Genomic DNA, 15,929 nt, shown 5'->3' with positions numbered 1-15,929 from the left:
GCAAACCGACCACCTTGCGGTCGGTGAAATCCTCGACCACCGCCAATTCCTCGGCGCCGGCGCGCTGGAAGGTCTCGGCCGCCGATTACACGTTCGGCACCAGCAGCGAGTCGAACGACAGCACCACCGATTGCGTATCGACCTGCCGAACGTTGTCTTTGGCAGAGTTTGAGTCAAGACATAGCCCTTATTAGCCGGGACCACTTTGGCGGTGCTGTGATCGATCCGGGGCTACGAGAACGCGAGCAACTACTCTCCGCCTCGCTCACCGTCGCTACGGCGGAAGAAATCAAGCAGCTTTTTCTCGAGTTTCAAGCCGCCGGCGTGCCCTTCTTGCAGCCCCTCAACAGCGAGCCGTGGGGCGCGCGAGATTTCATCGTCAAGGACCCGGACGGGCATCTGCTGCTTTTTGCTGGCCCAGAGATAGTGCCAGCCCAGCAGCCGGCATCTTTGCGACCCTCCGCGATGCGAGAAGAACAGCCGTGTTACAGAACTGGCAATGCTCGTTTACGAATTCACGGACTAGCAAGTCTATCGCAACCCGAACACTACAGTGGAATTGCGGTCACTTCTTTGGCCGTTCGGATCACGAACATCGTTTGGTATCGCGCGACGTTGCTTTGGTCTCGGAACAGTCGCTCGCATAGCGCATCGAACTCTTCGATATCCGTCAGGCGGAGCATGAGGACGGCGTCGGTTTCGCCGCTCACGCTGTAGGCCTGAGTGACGGCCGGTTCCTGAGCGGCCAACTCGAGAAAGTCCCGCATATACTGCTCGCCATGACGCTCCAGTTCGACGGTGACGATCGCCTTCAAGCCCCGGCCAGCCTTTGCCGGTGCGAGAAGCGCGACAACGCGGCTGATGACGCCGCTTTTCTTCAGTCGTCGTATGCGGCGCAGGCAGCTCGAAGGGGAAAGCCCGACTAACCCCGCCAGTTTGGCGTTCGTTCGTGACGCATCATCCTGGAGCAGGTTAAGAAGCCTTCTGTCGATCTTGTCCATATCGGTCGCACTCATCCTCGCTGTATTGCAATTTTATTGCACGGAATCGCAAACTTTGACCACAAATGCGAAGCGTCTCAGGTTACGCAGATGGCTCCAGGGATGATGGAGCAGCATGATGGCAATTTGCGCCGCCTTCTATCGCAAGACATTGGAAACGCTTGAAATCTATTGGGAACTGGTTCGCGTGATCGTTCCGGTTGCGATAGCCACGCGGCTCCTGCAGGACCTTGGCGTCATCCAGGCGATTTCACCGTTCTTCTCCCCGCTCATGTTGCAGGTGGGGTTGCCACCTGAACTCGCCTTTGCCTGGCTGACGGGATTGCTGGTCGGGATCTGGGGCGCGCTTGTGATCGTATTCACCTTGGTTCCGGTTTCGGCGCTCAGCACTGCCGACATGACGGTTCTTTCGGCTCTCTTGCTGTTTGCACATGCCATTCCGATCGAGCAACGCATCATCCAGAAGGCCGGGCCGAGCTTCCTGGTCACCGCGGCGCTTCGTATTGGCGGGGGTTTGGTCTTTGCTGTCCTTCTGCATCAGATACTCGCCGTGACCGGATGGCTGTCAGGACCGGTGAAGCCGGCGTGGATGCCGGCGAATGAAAGCACCGGCTGGGGCGGCTTTCTCCTGGGTACGTTCAAAACTCTGGGCATCATGCTCGTCGTTCTGCTTGCGCTGAGCTGGGTGATCGAGCTTCTCAGGATGTCGGGCATTTTGGAGTGGATGAACAGAGGGCTTGCACCGCTCTTTCGGCTCGCCGGCATCGAAAGGCAGACGGTACCTTTCGCGGCTGTCGGCCTGTTTCTCGGGATTTCCTATGGCGCAGGACTGCTGATCCGCGAGGCGCGCACGCCTAGCGCGGAGCCGCGCCAGATATTCCTCGCCTGCGTGTTCATGGGTTTTGCCCATAGCCTCGTTGAGGATACGTTGGTCGTTGTCGCACTTGGCGCCGATGTTACGAGCGTGCTTCTCGGTCGCCTGGCGTTTGCCGTGCTCGCGACCGCCGTGATCGCAAAAGTAATCAAGGCGGTTCCCGACGCTCTTTTCTTCAAGACACTCTCCCACAAGGAAGAAGACGGCTCGCGCAATCGGATTTCGGAGCCGGCGATTGGCGGGCCGTTGACGTAGCCCTCCTTACGCAGCAGCCGACATGTGTCTCGCATCGCTATCGGCACAGGACGCGGCTACCCCTCGCCCGACAGATCGCGCCGCGCCTTGTCGAGTTCTTCGGCATAGCGCCGCATCAGATGGCCTTCGGTCAGCAAACCGACCACCTTGCGGTCGGTGAAATCCTCGACCACCGCCAATTCCTCGGCGCCGGCGCGCTGGAAGGTCTCGGCCGCCGACTGCACGTTCATGCTCGGCACCAGCACCGCATCCCTGAATTTGGCGAAGGACTTAACCGGCATCTCGTCATCCGACAAATGGCTGTGCAATTCGGCGACGATCAGCACGCCGACATAATGCAGGTCGGCGTCGACCGCGATGACGCGCTGCGAGGCACCGAGCGGCACCTGCTTGCGGAATTCCGCAAGCGTCGTCGAGGCGTCGATGGTGCGGACATCCTTTCGCATCATCGAGCCGACAGTCAGGCTGCGCATCCAGCCGACATCATGCGCGCTGCGGATGGTTTCGCCGCGCAAGTGAAAGCGCCATGTCGAGAAGGAATAGCCAAACGTTTCGCGCACCAGGATCGCCGCCATCAGCGAGGCGGCCAGCACCACGCCGGTCAGCGTCAGGTCGCGGGTCGATTCCAGCGCCAGGAAGGTCATCGTCAACGGGCCGCCGACGACGCCGACGGCGAGCGAGGTCATGCCGACGACGGCGGCGACGGCCGGGTCGATGCCGGTCGCCGGCGAGACGAACGCCATCGCGCCGGCAAACATTTTGCCGAGCAGTGCGCCGAGGAACAGCGAGGCAAAGAACAGGCCGCCGCGGAAGCCGGAGCCGAGCGAGATCGCCGAGGCCGCCAGCTTCAGCACGAAGACGCTGGCCACTACGGCCAGCCCGTAATTCATCGCGAATTCGCGGTGCAGCGCGCCGTGGCCGCTGGACAGGACCTGCGGCGTGACCAGCCCCAGCAGCCCGACCATTACACCGCCGATGGCTGGGCGCAGCGAGGCGTCGATCGACAGCCGGGCAAAGACGCGCTCGATCAGGCTCACCAGATGCATGATGGCGATGGAAGCACCGCCGCCCAGAAGCCCGAGCAGCATGAAAGGCAAATACTGGCTGACCGTCAGCGCCGGCAGGCCGGCGAGTTCCAGCGGAAACGGCACGCCGCCGAACACCTCGGCGGTCAGCGAGGCCGAGATCGCGGCGGCCATAACCGGCGCGACATTGGCGACCGAGTAGATGCCGATGACCAGCTCGAAACCGTAGAAGGCGCCGGTCAGCGGCGCGTCGAAGGCGGCGGCGATCGCGCCGGCGGCACCGCAGCCGACCAGGATGCGGACATCGTTGCGGCGCAGCCCGAACAAGCGCGCCAGCCGCGACGCCAGGCCCGAACCCACCTGCGTATAACCGGCCTCGAGCCCGACCGAAGCGCCGAAGCCGCTCGAGATCATCGTCTGCCCGGCGATGATGAAGGTGTCGGTCAGCGACATGCGGCCGCCATAAAGCGCGTTGGCTTCGATCGGATCGACCGGCGTGCGGAACTTCCGCTTTCTCAGCCAGATCACCGTCAGCCCGAGCAGGATGCCGCCGATCGCCGGTATCAGCGCCTGCTCCGGCCTTTGCAGCGAAAACATCGCTGAAAGCCGACCGCCGGGCTGAACGCCGAACATAAGCCCATGCAGGACCTGCACCAGTCCGCTCATGCCGGTGACCAGCGCACCCGCCATCACCCCGACCAAAGCCGCCAGAATGACGACGGCGATGCCGCGCGCCTCGAGCAGCGGGATCGATCGGATCAGCACCGCGCGCAACCGGCGGGCATAGACTTGCGGTCCGTTTCTGGGCGGTTCGTTTCTGGGCGGTTCGTTTCTGGAAAGCACCGGGGCGGCTCGCCGATATTCGTGGGTGCCTGATACGCCCGGCGGCACCGCATGGCAACATGCCGGCCGCCGAGCTGTCATGCCCGCGTGATGCTGCGGCGATAAAGCCCATGTTCGGCTCGGGGAACTGCGTTGACGTAAACGTCAACCCGAAGCTATATGCGCCGGCGGCCGTGGCTGTAAAACCAGGCAAGCGGCTTCGGCCAGGTCGAAGCGCCCCAGGTCGAAGCGTCGAGGCGCGACAAACGCAACCAGACGAGGAGAACCGCCATGAGCGTTCAGGAGATTGCCGACAACATCAGGTCGCGCGTGGCGAGCGCCGGGTTCGATCGCTCCGTGAAATTCGACACCGGCAGCGACGGCGTCATCGTCATCGACGGCGCCGATGTCTCGACCACCGATGCGCCGGCCGATTGCACGATAAAGCTGTCACTCGACGATTTGGACTCGCTGATATCAGGCGATCTCAACCCGACCATGGCCTTCATGTCCGGCAAGATAAAGGTCGAAGGCGACATGACAGTCGCCATGGCGCTCAGCCAGTTGATCGGCTGATCCAGTTAAGGCGAAACAAGCCGCCGCGATCGGCGGCTTGTTTCGAACCATCAGGCAGCGAGCGGCAGTCTCTGCGCCTTCAGTTTGCGCCCGGCCGCCTTCAGCGTGCCTTGCGCGCCGTCGAGCGCGCCGACAACCAGTTCCCGCGCCAGCAGGCGGTGCCGCTCGTAAGGCCCCGGCATAGCCAGCGAGCCGGTCTTTGCGGCCGAAAACCCGAAGCGCTCGTAATAGGGGGCGTCGCCGACCAGCAGGATCGCCGCATGGCCAAGCCGCTCGGCCTCAGTGACCGCTTGGCGCATCAGCGCCGAGCCGATGCCGGCATTTTTCAGCGCCGGGTCGACCGCAAGCGGGCCGAGCAGCAGCGCTGCCTTGCCGCCTTCGCCCAGCACCACGTCCCACAGCCGCACGGTGCCGGCAACAGTGCCCGACGCATCGCGCGCGACAAAGGCCAATCCCTCCGAAGGCCGGCGGCCGCGCCGCAGCTTTTCCGACGACTTCTTCCGGCGCTTCGGCCCCATGGCGCGATCGAGCAAAGCCTCGCGCGCGCCAACGTCGGCGGCGGTTTCGGCGGTGATGACAAAAGCGCCGGTAATCTCCCCCTTCGAAGGGGAGATTCCCGCGGCGCCTTCAACAATGAAATCCAAAACGTCCATTTCCGCGATCCTTCACGAGCGGATTGTTCCACAGGCGAGCCCGGGTGGGCGACAGGCGCCCACCTCGGGATGATCTGATCGGTTCTTTCGAACCGTCAGATCACGTAGGATCGGAGAGGTTCGAAGCCGTTGAAGGCGACCGAGGCGTAGGTCGTCGTGTAGGCGCCGGTGCCCTCGATCAGCACCTCGTCGCCGATGGTCAGCGAAAGGGGCAGCGGGTACGGCGTCTTTTCGTACATCACGTCGGCCGAATCGCAGGTCGGGCCGGCGAGCACGCAAGGCGCGGTCTCGGTGCCGTCATGCGCGGTGACGATCGGATAGCGGATCGCCTCGTCCATGGTCTCGGCGAGACCGCCGAACTTGCCGATGTCGAGGAACACCCAGCGCACATTGTCGTTGTCGGCCTTCTTCGAGATCAGCACGACCTCCGACTTGATGACGCCGGCATTGCCAACCATGCCGCGGCCCGGCTCGATGATCGTCTCGGGGATGGCGTTGCCGAAATGCTTCCTGAGCGCCGAGAAGATCGCCTGGCCGTAGGCCTGCGCCACCGGCACATCCCTGAGATAGCGGGTCGGGAAGCCGCCGCCCATATTGACCATCTTCAGCACGATGCCTTCGTCGGCGAGCGTCGCGAACACCTTTTTGGCGTCGGCGAGCGCGCGGTCCCAGGCGGTCAGGTCGGTCTGCTGCGAGCCGACATGGAACGACACGCCATGGGCGTCGAGGCCGAGCGCCTTGGCATGGCGCAGCACATCGACCGCCATCGCCGGCACACAGCCGAACTTGCGCGACAGCGGCCATTCGGCGCCCTCGCCGTCGGTCAGGACGCGGCAGAACACGCGGGCGCCGGGAGCGACGCGGGCGATCTTCTCGACCTCCTCGACGCAGTCCACCGCAAACAGCTTGATGCCGAGCTGGTAGGCGCGCTGGATGTCGCGCTCCTTCTTGATGGTGTTGCCGAAGGAGATGCGGTCCGCCGGCGCACCGGCGTCCATCGCCATCTCGACTTCGGCAACGGAAGCGGTGTCGAAGGACGAGCCCATCGCAGCAAGCAGGCGCAGGATTTCCGGCGCCGGATTTGCTTTCACCGCATAGTAGATCTTGGAATCGGGAAGTGCCTTCTCGAAGGCGCGGAAATTGTCGCGCACGACATCGAGGTCGACGACAAGGCACGGGCCGTTCGGACGTCGGGTGGCGAGAAAGTCAAGGATGCGCTGGGTAGCCATCGGGGTCTCTCCATCAGCGCCTTTCGGCGCGCACAAAGGCTTGCGGACGCGGGCTCTCGGCCTCGCGAACACGCGGTGGACAAAGGCGGGACGGAAATCCATGGAACCAGCCGGTGGAGACCCCGGAACCATGAAGCGCCGTCTCGCGGCGGTGAACCTTGGCCTTGCCCGGCCTCGGTTCGCTTTGTCTGCCTTGGCTTGGATGGGAGACCCGTCCGCACTGCCGGCAATGAAGGTGTGCCTCTTCAGTAACCCCGGTCTTTGGACGACCGGCAGAACACCAGAAAGGCCCGCACCGTCGTTGCTTCAAGGTGTCCTCGGTTGGCGGTTGGCCGCTAAACCGACTGGAGGGGTTGGCTCCAGTTACCTTACCGATTGCCCTCACCATTCGAGGATCGGCGGACACCCACAGGCACGTGCGACTTTGGGCAAGCGCGATATAAGATCGAAAGATTTCACAATCAATAAAAATCGTATGGCAGGTTGTAAAATTTGTGGCATCGAACAATGCTGCGGCAACCAGAAGAACAATGCTGCGGCAAGCACATCCGGATATCGAACGCATGACAGGCACTCGCGGCCCGCTGAACGCTTTTCTCGACCTTGATCAAACCCCTGTAGCCAATACGAAATCCGGCCCGCTTGCCGGCTTGCGGCTTGCCGTCAAGGACATCTTCGACGTCGCCGGCTACCGCACCGGTTGCGGCAATCCGCAGAAATACCGGGAGGCTTCGCCGGCCATGGCGACCGCGCCGGCCGTCCAGGCGCTGCTTGATTCGGGTGCGCGTTTCGTCGGCAAGACGCAGACCGACGAGCTGGCGTTTTCCCTGCTGGGATTGAACGCGCATTTCCCGTCGCCGGTCAATCCGGCGGCACCCGATCGCGTCACCGGCGGCTCGTCCTCCGGTTCTGCCGCGGCAGTCGCCGGCGGGCTCGCCGATATCGCCACCGGCTCCGACACCGGCGGCTCGATCCGTGCGCCGGCAAGCTTCTGCGGCCTGGTCGGCCTGAGGACGACGCATGGCCGCATCCCGCTCGACGGAGCCATGCCGCTGGCGCCTTCGCTGGACACGTTCGGCTGGTTCGCCAAGGATATCGTCACCTACGAAAAGGTCGGCACGGTGCTGCTCGGCGACGATCCGCATTCCCACGAACTGAGACGCCCCGTCGCCCTCGCTGCGCTGGACGGCCTCGTGCCTGGCCCGCACGAGGCCGACGAATATCGCGCCATGCTCCGCAGCGTCGCTTCGGTGCTGGGCGCGCCGCGCAGCGTCGGCCCGCTGTCTCATTCGACCGACGATCTCTATTGGTGCTTCCGCAAGCTGCAGGGCTATGAAGCCTGGCAAAATCACGGCGCCTGGATCGCCGGCGGCGACCGCATGCTGGGACCCGGTGTCAAGGAGCGTTTCGAGCACGGCGCGACCGTCGACGCGGCAACCGCGCAACGTGAAACGGAACGTCGCGTTTCGTTTCGCCTCGAGCTTGCCGGCCTGCTTGGCGAGGACGGCGTTCTTGTGCTTCCGACCGTTCCGGGTGCCGCGCCGCTCAAGGCGGCGTCATTCGACGATTTGCAGACCTATCGCGAGCGCGCGCTGAGACTGCTATGCCTTTCCGGCCTGTCCGGTTTTCCGCAAATCACGCTGCCGCTCGGCAAGACCGGCGGGGCGCCGTTCGGCCTTTCGCTGCTCGGCCCGAAGAACAGCGACCGGCAGCTGATTGCGCTGGCCGCCCGCATCCTTTCGGCCCACCAAGGAGGCGCATGACATGGATACGCTGACCCGCATGCGCGCCTTCATCGACGTGGTCGAGGCCGAAGGCTTTTCGGCGGCGGCGCGCAAGATCGGCCGCTCGAAGGCGCTGTTGTCGAAATATGTGCGCGAGTTGGAGGACGAGCTCGGCGCGCTGCTGCTCAACCGCACCACCAGGCAGTTTTCCCTGACCGAGGCCGGCCACACCTATTACCGCCGCGCCTCGGAGATCGTGCGCGAGGTCGATAGCCTTGCCGATGCGGTGCGCGAATCCTCCGGCGACGTGCGCGGCAGGATCAAGCTGTCCGCGCCGCGCACCTTTGCCGACGCGCCGATCGGCCAGTCTCTGATCGATTTCGCCAAGCAGCATCCCGACATCGTGCTCGACATCCATCTCGATGACCGTTTCGTCGATCTGGTCGAGGAGGGTTTCGATCTCGCGGTGCGCATTTCGCGGCTGGAAAGTTCCTCGCTGATCGCCAGACGCCTGGCCCCGTTTTCGGTACGGCTTTGCGCGTCTCCCGAACTGATCGCCAAGCATGGCATGCCGGTCAGGCCGCAAGACCTTGCCCGCGTGCCTTGCATCATCGATACCAATGGCCGCTGGCTCACCAACTGGCCGTTCAAGGGCGACGGCGGCGATACGGTGAGCGTTTCGGTTTCCGGCCCGATCGAGGTCAACAGCCCGATGGCGGCAAGGGCGGCCGCCGTCGCGGGATTGGGGTTTTCCGTCCTGCCGGATTTCATCGCCGCGCCCGACATCGAAAACGGCAAGCTGGTGACTGTGCTGGACGACCGCATCCTGCCCGGCGGCGGCATTTTTGCCGTCTATCCGCACCGGCGCTATCTGCCTGCAAAAGTTCGCGTTTTCGTCGACTTCCTGGTGCAGTGGTTCAAGACGCTGGACAACACATGAGCGTTCAGTCGCGTTGCGGTCCCATTTTCGCCCGCTTTCTGGTAACTGTCGGCAATTTACCGAAGCCGATTGAATCGCGACCGAGAATGCACCTGAAACGGCAAGCAATCATGCTGGCTTCGGCCCTGACCGCGACGTTTGCCGCCGTCGGACCGGCTGAGGTGCATCCCCACGTCTTCGCTGAAGCCCGCCTCGAAGTGGTCCTTAGCCCGGATCACCAAACTGTGAAGGCATTGCGCCATGTCTGGCGCTTCGATGATTTGTTTTCGAGCACGGTGATGATGGAGTTCGACAAGAATTCCGACCTGAAACTCGATGACAAGGAGCTGAAGGATGTCGCCGACACCGTCCATGCCTCGCTTGCCGAATTCAACTATTTCCAGCTCGTCACCGTCGACGGCAAGGACGTGGCAATGACCCCGCCGCCGCATTTGATGGCCAATTTCGACAATGACCAGTTGATCATCCTGTTTGAATCTGAACCGAAGGTGCCGATCAAACTGAGCGGCAAGATAGATATCGGCGTCTACGACCCGACCTTCTACACCGCGATCGATTTTACCGAGGATGCCAATCTGCAGGTCGATGGCTTGCCGACGACCTGCACCAGCAAGGTCGTCCGCCCCAACCCGGACGAGGCGATCGCCCAGAACCAGAAGACCCTGACCGAGGCCTTCTTCAACGATCCGACAGGCACCGACATGAGCAAGATCTTTGCCACCAAGCTTGAACTGACCTGTCAGCCGGAAGGATAGATCCAGTGAGCAAACCGCCCCTGCGTTTGGCAGTCGGTCTTCTGGCCGTCGCCTTTGTGATGACGCACTTTCTCGGCTCCGCCCACGCCCAGAGCTCACTCGGCATCGGCACCAATGACGGCATGGCTCCAACCGCCACCGGTCCGTTCGCCCACATCCTGATGTGGATCAATCTGCGCCAGCAGGAATTCTATCATGCGTTGGCCGGCGCGATGAAGGCGATGCGCCAGGACGGCAGCAAGTTGTGGCTGCTCATCGGCCTGTCCTTTGCCTATGGCATTTTCCACGCCGCCGGCCCCGGTCACGGCAAGGCGGTGATCTCGTCCTACATGGTGGCCAATGAAGTGGCGCTCCGGCGCGGCATCATGTTGTCCTTCGTCTCGGCCCTGCTGCAGGCGCTGACCGCGATCGTGGTGATGCTGGTGGCCTACTTCGTGCTGCGCGGCACTGCTGTGTCGATGACCGACGCCGCATGGTTCCTCGAAATCATGAGCTATGTCTTCGTCACTCTGTTCGGCGCCTGGCTGCTGTGGCGCAAGGCCGGTCCGGCCATCCTGCGCCTGTTCGGGGCAAGCCCCGGCTACAGCCTCTCGGCTGCCCATGCCGGCCATTCACATGCCGGCCATTCACATTCCGCGCATGCCCATGCGGCACATTCGCACGCGCTTCATGCGCATGACCACCATGATCATGCGCATGACCATCACGATCACGGCGCCCACGATCATACCCATGCTGCGCACGACCACCACAGCCACGCGGCGGGCGAGATCTGCGAGACCTGCGGGCACTCGCATGCGCCCGACCCGGCGCTGCTTTCCGGCGATCGCTTCGATTGGCGCACGGCCTGGTCGGCGGTGGCTGCCGTCGGTATCCGCCCCTGTTCCGGCGCGCTGATCGTGCTGAGCTTTGCGTTGCTCAACGGCCTGTGGTTCGGCGGCATCCTGTCGGTGCTGGCTATGGCGCTCGGCACCGCAATCACCGTCTCGGCCCTGGCGACGCTTGCAGTAACCGCGAAGAACTGGGCGGTGTATTTCGCCGGCGATGGCCGCATGGGCAATCGCATCCATTCCTTCGTCGAGATCGGCGGCGCCGCCTTCGTCTTCCTGTTCGGACTGCTGCTGCTTTCGGCCAGCCTGACTGGCGCCTGACCTCGTTGCGTCCGATCAGGGCGCTTAACTAGGGATCTTGCCACCCAACTCGTCCTCGATATGGACGCGGATGATGTCGTCGAAGCTCGTTTCGGCGGCAAAGCCAAGCTCCCTCGAGCGCCGCGCCTCGAAGCGTGTCGGCCAGCCCTTGACGATCGCCCAGATCGTCTCGTCGGGCTCCTCGCGGATCAGTTTCACCGCCTTGGCGCCGGCGACGCGTTCCAGCGCTTCGATCTGTTCGCCGACAGTGACGGCGACGCCCGGCATCGTCAGGTTGCGGCGCGGCCCGACGGCGGCGCCGTCGATCTGCGCCGCATGGATGAGGAAATTCACCGCCGAACGCGGGCTGGCGTGTGTGTGGACGACCGAGCGCGGCACCGGCAGGATCGCTTCATGGCCGCTCAGCGGCTCGCGGATGATACCGGAGAAGAACCCTGAGGCCGCCTTGTTCGGCTTTCCCGGCCTGACGCAGATGGTCGGCAGCCTGATGCCGATGCCGTCGAAGAAGCCGCGCCTGGTATAGTCGGCAAGCAGCGCCTCGCCGATCAGCTTCTGCGTGCCGTAGGAGGTCAGCGGCGTCGGGTGGAACTCGTCCGGAATGATGTCGGGAAACGGCGCGCCAAACACGGCGATCGACGAGGTGAAGACGAGGCGCGGCGCAAATGCCGCCAGCCGGATGGCATCGAACAGCGCCCTTGTGCCGTCGAGATTGACGCGGTAGCCGAGATCGAAATTGGCCTCCGCCTCACCCGAGACCACGCCGGCGAGATGGAAGATCACGTCGGGCCGCGGCGCGACCAGATCTGCCGTCGCGCCCGGCGCGGCAAGGTCGCCGGTGTGGACGCTGATGCTGACGCCGTCGAGGGCGGGCGCCTGCGGCGGCACGATGTCGTGAAGGTCGAGCGCGGCGATCTTGCGGCCGCCGAGCGTCCCGTCCTTGGCCAGCCTGGCGATGAGCTTGCGGCCGACCATGCCTGCCGCGCCGGTAATCAGAATGCGCATGTCATTTTCCTTTTTTGCGCTGGCTGCGGCTACGCAGCCAGAACACGACGAAGATTGCCACCATGAAGATCGCGGCGACGACGCCGGCTAGCACCGTCGAGACCTTGCCGACGGCCAGCATCACGGTTGGAAGATAATAGGCCGCGATGCCGAACAGCAGCAAAACCCAGGCGGCGCCGATCGCCGCATTGCGGGTGTCGCGGTCCATCACGTGGTCCGAAGGTGGCAGGAGTTCATGTCGATCGTTGCCAATACCCAGAACTCCCGAAGTCAGTGATAATGGCCGCGGTGCGGTGCCGTGTCATGCGCATGATCGTGCTCGTCATCATGCTCATGGCTGTCTGCACATTGGCCGAATTCCGGTTCGACGGTGGCATGGGCTATGCCATGTTCCGCCGCAAGCCGTTTCTTGATCGCGCTGACCGCCATATGCGCATCGACGCCGTCATTGAGGCAGGCATGCAACGTCGCCATGTTGCTGGAGCCATCGAGCGACCAGACATGCATGTGATGCACCTCACGCACGCCCTTGACCGAGCCTTCGATGTCCCTCGCGATCAGGTCGCGGTCGAGGCTTACCGGCACGCCCTCGAGCAGGACGTGCGCTGCCTCGCGCATCAGCGACCAGGCCGTGGACAGGATCAGCAGCGAGACCAGAATCGACAGGATCGGGTCGATTGGCGTCCAGCCCGTCGCCAGGATCACCAGCGCCGCGACGATCGCCGCCGCCGAGCCGAGCAGGTCGCCGAGCACGTGCAGGATGGCACCGCGCATATTCAGGCTGCCGCGGTCGCCGCCATGCAGCACGTAGAACGAGCCGAGATTGACCAGCAGGCCGGCGATCGCCACGACCAGCATCGGCCCGCCGAGCACCGGAGCCGGCGCTTGCAAGCGGCCCCAAGCCTCGTAGACGATCCACAGCGCGATGGCGAAGATGGCGATGCCGTTGGTGTAGGCGACCAGCGTCTTGACCCGGCCGAAACCATAGGTGAGGCGCACGGTCGCCGGCCGGCTCGCAAGATGAAAGGCATACCAGGCAAGGCCGAGCGCGACGCAATCGGCAAGCATATGGCCGGCATCCGCCAGCAGCGCCAGTGAGCCGGTGAAGATGGCGCCCAGCGTCTCCGCAACCATGAAGCCGGCGGTCAGGCAGGCAGCGATCAGCACGCGCTTCTTGTCGGTCGAGCCGTGCACATGCCCTGCGCCATGGCTGTCGTCATGCCCTTGCGAAGCGTGGTCGTGGGTATGCGCCATCTACGAGCCTCTGCTAAAGCCTGATCCATCCCGGCAGAATCGGGATGGAGGCTCTGTCTTCTTGTTTGACCATGATCTTATCCGAAAACCGGCGTCCACTTTTCGGGATCATGGTCAGGCGCCGAACTCAGCGCGAAAATCCTCGAGCCGCCGCCTCTGCTGGCCATCGCTGTCGAAATTGGCCGGATCGAGCCACGCCTCATAGGCTCTGCGCAGATCAGGCCATTCCTTGTCGATGATCGAATACCACGCGGTATCGCGGTTTTCGCCCTTGACCACAAGATGCTGACGGAAAATGCCCTCGAACTTGAAGCCGAAACGTTCCGCCGCGCGCTTCGACGGCTCGTTGCGATTGTTGCATTTCCATTCGTAACGGCGGTAGCCAAGCTCGTCGAAGAGGTACTTCATGAACAGAAACTGCGCTTCCGTCGCCGCCGGCTTGCGCGAGATCAGCGGGCCCCAATAGATGTTGCCGATCTCGATGACACCGTAGGCGGCGTCGATGCGCATCAGCGTCTGGCGCCCGGCGACCTTGCCGCTGGCCTTGTCGATGACGGTAAAGAACAGCGGGTCATCGCTGGCTTCGGCCTTGTCCAGCCACGGCTGGAAGGCAGCGCGGGTCTGGGGCGGGTAGTCGAACAGCCAGGCGAAGCGATCGCCGGCATCGGCCACCGACGAGGCCTCGAACAGGCCGTCGCCGTGCTTTTCGGCCTTGAGCGGCTCCAGCCTGACAGTGCGCCCTTCCAGCACCTTGCGTTCGGGCCGCGGGCGCGGTTGCCAATTCTTGAGATTTTCCGACACCGAAAACTCCAATCCGTTTGACTTTTGCGGGCGGACGCTCACAAAAACGCACGCTCGCTGAAAGAACCACACGGACAAGAAAAATGCTCCACACGATTTCGGCCTTCGACCGCCTCGGCGAGGAAAATGCATTCGCGGTGCTGGCGCGTGCCACGGCACTTGCCCATCAGGGCCGCGATATCGTCAATCTCGGCATCGGCCAGCCCGACTTCAAGACGCCGCAGCACATCGTCGAGGCCGCGATCAAGGCGCTGCGCGACGGCCATCACGGCTATACGCCGGCCAACGGCCTGCTGGCGACGCGCGAAGCGGTGGTCCGCCGCACACTGGCCACCACCGGCGTCGAAGTCTCGCCGGAAGCGGTGATGATCCTGCCCGGCGGCAAGCCGACCATGTTCGCGGCGATCCTGATGTTCGGCGAGCCGGGCGCCGAAATTCTCTATCCCGATCCGGGCTTTCCGATCTACCGCTCGATGATCGAGTTCACCGGCGCTGCCCCCATCCCGGTGCCGATGCGCGAGGAGAACGGCTTCGCCTTTTCCGCCGAGGAGACACTGGCGCTGATCAGCCCGAAGACCAGGCTGCTGATCCTCAACTCGCCCGCCAATCCGACCGGCGGCGTCACGCCTCGCGCCGAGATCGAGAAGCTGGTCCAAGGGCTGCAAGCACACCCGGACGTCGCCATCCTCTCCGACGAGATCTACGACGTGATGACCTATGACGGCGAGACGCATTGTTCGCTGCTCACCTTCCCCGAAATCCGTGATCGGCTGATCGTGCTCAACGGCTGGTCGAAGACCTGGGCGATGACCGGCTGGCGCATGGGCTGGTCGATCTGGCCGAACGGTGACAAGGGCGCGCATCTCTACGACAAGGTGCGCAAGCTGGCGGTCAATTGCTGGTCCTGCGTCAACGCGCCGAGCCAGTATGCCGGCATAGCCGCCATCGACGGCCCGCAGGACGACGTCGACAGGATGATGCGCGCCTTCGACCGCCGCAGGAAGGTCGTGGTCGAGGGGCTGAATGCCTTGCCCGGCATTTCCTGCATCACGCCGAAAGGTGCTTTCTATGCCTTCCCCAATATTTCCAAAACCGGCTGGAAGGCCAAGAAGCTCGCCTCGGCGCTGCTCGAGGATGCCGGCGTGGCGCTGATCGGCGGCCCCGACTTCGGCATTCTCGGCGAAGGCTATGTCAGGCTGTCCTACGCCAATTCCGAGGAGAACATCCTGCGCGCGCTGGAGCGGATCGAGGCGTTCCTGGCCAAGTGAGGACGAGGTACACGACGGACGAAAGGAGACGCCAGATGTTCTATGCCATTCTTGCCTATCACGAGGAAGAAGCGATTACGGCACTGACGCCTGAGCAGGATGCGGCGCTGATGACCGATCTTCTCCAGATCAACGATCGGCTCTACCGGCAAGGCACCCTTGGGCCGGCGGCCCGGCTCGGCGCGACACAGGACGCCTGTACCTTGCGCGGGCCAGGCACCGGAATGATTATCGACGGCCCCTTCGCCGAGACCAAGGAACAATTGCTGGGGCTCTATGTCGTCGACTGCGCCAACCGTGACGCCGCTATCGACATTGCGCGCGATCTTCGCCGCGTCAATCCGACCGCGGTCTACGAAATCCGCCCGATTTCGCTCTATCTTCCCGGCGTGCCGCTTCCGGTCACGCGGCCCTAATGCATGTCGCGCAAAAGTGTGCAGCGGTTTTGCGATAACGACATGCGTCAAAACAAAAAAGCTAGAGCGGTTCAGCGTTTGTGAAACGACGAACCGTTCTAGATGTTTGATCCCAGGCTTTGATGGTTCATCATTGTCGTCCGAATCAAAGGATGCACTATGGGCCAGGTTCTGCATGGGAGC

General features: G+C 63.4%; 16 protein-coding genes and 1 pseudogene. 9 read left to right on the top strand and 8 right to left on the bottom strand.

The genetic code is table 11. The features are described 5' to 3' along the window. Nucleotides 1-231 precede the first annotated feature (231 nt). Nucleotides 232-420, top strand: a pseudogene (locus tag NKH21_RS31975) (VOC family protein); the annotation flags it as partial. A 128-nt stretch (nt 421-548) separates the two neighbouring features. Here the strand turns inward: NKH21_RS31975 and NKH21_RS31970 are convergent. After that, entirely contained in the window at nt 549-1,001 is a 453-nt protein-coding gene (locus NKH21_RS31970; RefSeq protein ID WP_352664387.1) for an Lrp/AsnC family transcriptional regulator, read from the bottom strand. Nucleotides 1,002-1,119: 118 nt separating this feature from the next. Between NKH21_RS31970 and NKH21_RS31965 the strand changes: the two genes are divergently transcribed. Continuing rightward, nucleotides 1,120-2,130 (top strand): nucleoside recognition domain-containing protein, encoded by a 1,011-nt coding sequence (locus tag NKH21_RS31965; RefSeq protein ID WP_352664385.1) that lies wholly within the window; start codon nt 1,120-1,122, stop codon nt 2,128-2,130. A gap of 56 nt (nt 2,131-2,186) precedes the next feature. Here NKH21_RS31965 and NKH21_RS31960 read toward each other — a convergent pair whose 3' ends face one another. Further along, nucleotides 2,187-3,920: a chloride channel protein gene (locus tag NKH21_RS31960; protein ID WP_352869856.1), complete on the bottom strand. Its 1,734-nt coding sequence runs from the start codon at nt 3,918-3,920 to the stop codon at nt 2,187-2,189. A gap of 348 nt (nt 3,921-4,268) precedes the next feature. Between NKH21_RS31960 and NKH21_RS31955 the strand changes: the two genes are divergently transcribed. Next, nucleotides 4,269-4,553, top strand: a complete 285-nt coding sequence (locus NKH21_RS31955) for an SCP2 sterol-binding domain-containing protein (protein ID WP_352664381.1) — start codon at nt 4,269-4,271, stop codon at nt 4,551-4,553. Nucleotides 4,554-4,603: 50 nt separating this feature from the next. On the opposite strand, the gene NKH21_RS31950 is transcribed toward NKH21_RS31955, so the two are convergent. Together NKH21_RS31950 and odc2 are read right to left on the bottom strand one after the other, a co-directional pair. After that, a complete protein-coding gene (locus NKH21_RS31950) occupies nt 4,604-5,206 on the bottom strand; it encodes a GNAT family N-acetyltransferase (protein WP_352664379.1) in 603 nt (200 codons plus the stop codon). Nucleotides 5,207-5,301: 95 nt separating this feature from the next. Next, nucleotides 5,302-6,435 (bottom strand): ornithine/lysine decarboxylase, encoded by a 1,134-nt coding sequence (odc2, locus tag NKH21_RS31945; protein ID WP_352664377.1) that lies wholly within the window; start codon nt 6,433-6,435, stop codon nt 5,302-5,304. Between the two features lie 563 nt (nt 6,436-6,998). Here odc2 and NKH21_RS31940 point away from each other — a divergent pair. The 4 genes from NKH21_RS31940 to NKH21_RS31925 all read left to right on the top strand — a co-directional run bounded on the left by NKH21_RS31940 (nt 6,999) and on the right by NKH21_RS31925 (nt 11,005). Continuing rightward, nucleotides 6,999-8,198: an amidase gene (locus NKH21_RS31940; RefSeq protein WP_352664375.1), complete on the top strand. Its 1,200-nt coding sequence runs from the start codon at nt 6,999-7,001 to the stop codon at nt 8,196-8,198. Between the two features lies 1 nt (nt 8,199). Further along, the gene (locus NKH21_RS31935; protein WP_352664373.1) at nt 8,200-9,099 is read left to right on the top strand and encodes a LysR family transcriptional regulator; all 900 of its coding nucleotides are present in this window, start codon (nt 8,200-8,202) and stop codon (nt 9,097-9,099) included. A gap of 86 nt (nt 9,100-9,185) precedes the next feature. Beyond that, on the top strand, nt 9,186-9,854 hold the full coding sequence (locus NKH21_RS31930; RefSeq protein ID WP_352664371.1) for a DUF1007 family protein: 669 nt from the start codon (nt 9,186-9,188) through the stop codon (nt 9,852-9,854). Beyond that, nucleotides 9,851-11,005: a nickel/cobalt transporter gene (locus NKH21_RS31925; RefSeq protein WP_352664756.1), complete on the top strand. Its 1,155-nt coding sequence runs from the start codon at nt 9,851-9,853 to the stop codon at nt 11,003-11,005. The genes NKH21_RS31930 and NKH21_RS31925 overlap by 4 nt, the downstream gene beginning before the upstream one ends. Before the next feature lie 24 nt (nt 11,006-11,029). Here the strand turns inward: NKH21_RS31925 and denD are convergent, their stop codons facing one another. The 4 genes from denD to NKH21_RS31905 all read right to left on the bottom strand — a co-directional run bounded on the left by denD (nt 11,030) and on the right by NKH21_RS31905 (nt 14,062). Then, nucleotides 11,030-12,007: a D-erythronate dehydrogenase gene (gene denD / locus NKH21_RS31920; protein ID WP_352664369.1), complete on the bottom strand. Its 978-nt coding sequence runs from the start codon at nt 12,005-12,007 to the stop codon at nt 11,030-11,032. Nucleotide 12,008: 1 nt separating this feature from the next. Then, nucleotides 12,009-12,215 (bottom strand): hypothetical protein, encoded by a 207-nt coding sequence (locus NKH21_RS31915; RefSeq protein ID WP_352448198.1) that lies wholly within the window; start codon nt 12,213-12,215, stop codon nt 12,009-12,011. 62 nt (nt 12,216-12,277) lie between these two features. Continuing rightward, on the bottom strand, nt 12,278-13,261 hold the full coding sequence (locus NKH21_RS31910; protein ID WP_352664367.1) for a cation diffusion facilitator family transporter: 984 nt from the start codon (nt 13,259-13,261) through the stop codon (nt 12,278-12,280). Nucleotides 13,262-13,375: 114 nt separating this feature from the next. Continuing rightward, nucleotides 13,376-14,062, bottom strand: a complete 687-nt coding sequence (locus NKH21_RS31905) for a GNAT family N-acetyltransferase (RefSeq protein WP_352664366.1) — start codon at nt 14,060-14,062, stop codon at nt 13,376-13,378. A gap of 83 nt (nt 14,063-14,145) precedes the next feature. Here NKH21_RS31905 and NKH21_RS31900 point away from each other — a divergent pair, with 83 nt between their 5' ends. Together NKH21_RS31900 and NKH21_RS31895 are read left to right on the top strand one after the other, a co-directional pair. After that, a complete protein-coding gene (locus NKH21_RS31900) occupies nt 14,146-15,330 on the top strand; it encodes a pyridoxal phosphate-dependent aminotransferase (RefSeq protein ID WP_352664364.1) in 1,185 nt (394 codons plus the stop codon). Nucleotides 15,331-15,365: 35 nt separating this feature from the next. Next, nucleotides 15,366-15,746, top strand: coding sequence for a YciI family protein (locus NKH21_RS31895; protein ID WP_352664363.1), 381 nt, complete (start codon nt 15,366-15,368; stop codon nt 15,744-15,746). The last annotated feature ends 183 nt before the right edge of the window (nt 15,747-15,929 follow it).

This window comes from Mesorhizobium sp. M1329, assembly GCF_040318035.1.
Lineage (GTDB): Bacteria > Pseudomonadota > Alphaproteobacteria > Rhizobiales > Rhizobiaceae > Mesorhizobium.
The sequence above is the reverse complement of the archived record's forward strand: the minus strand, read 5'-3'. Positions and strand labels throughout refer to the sequence as shown.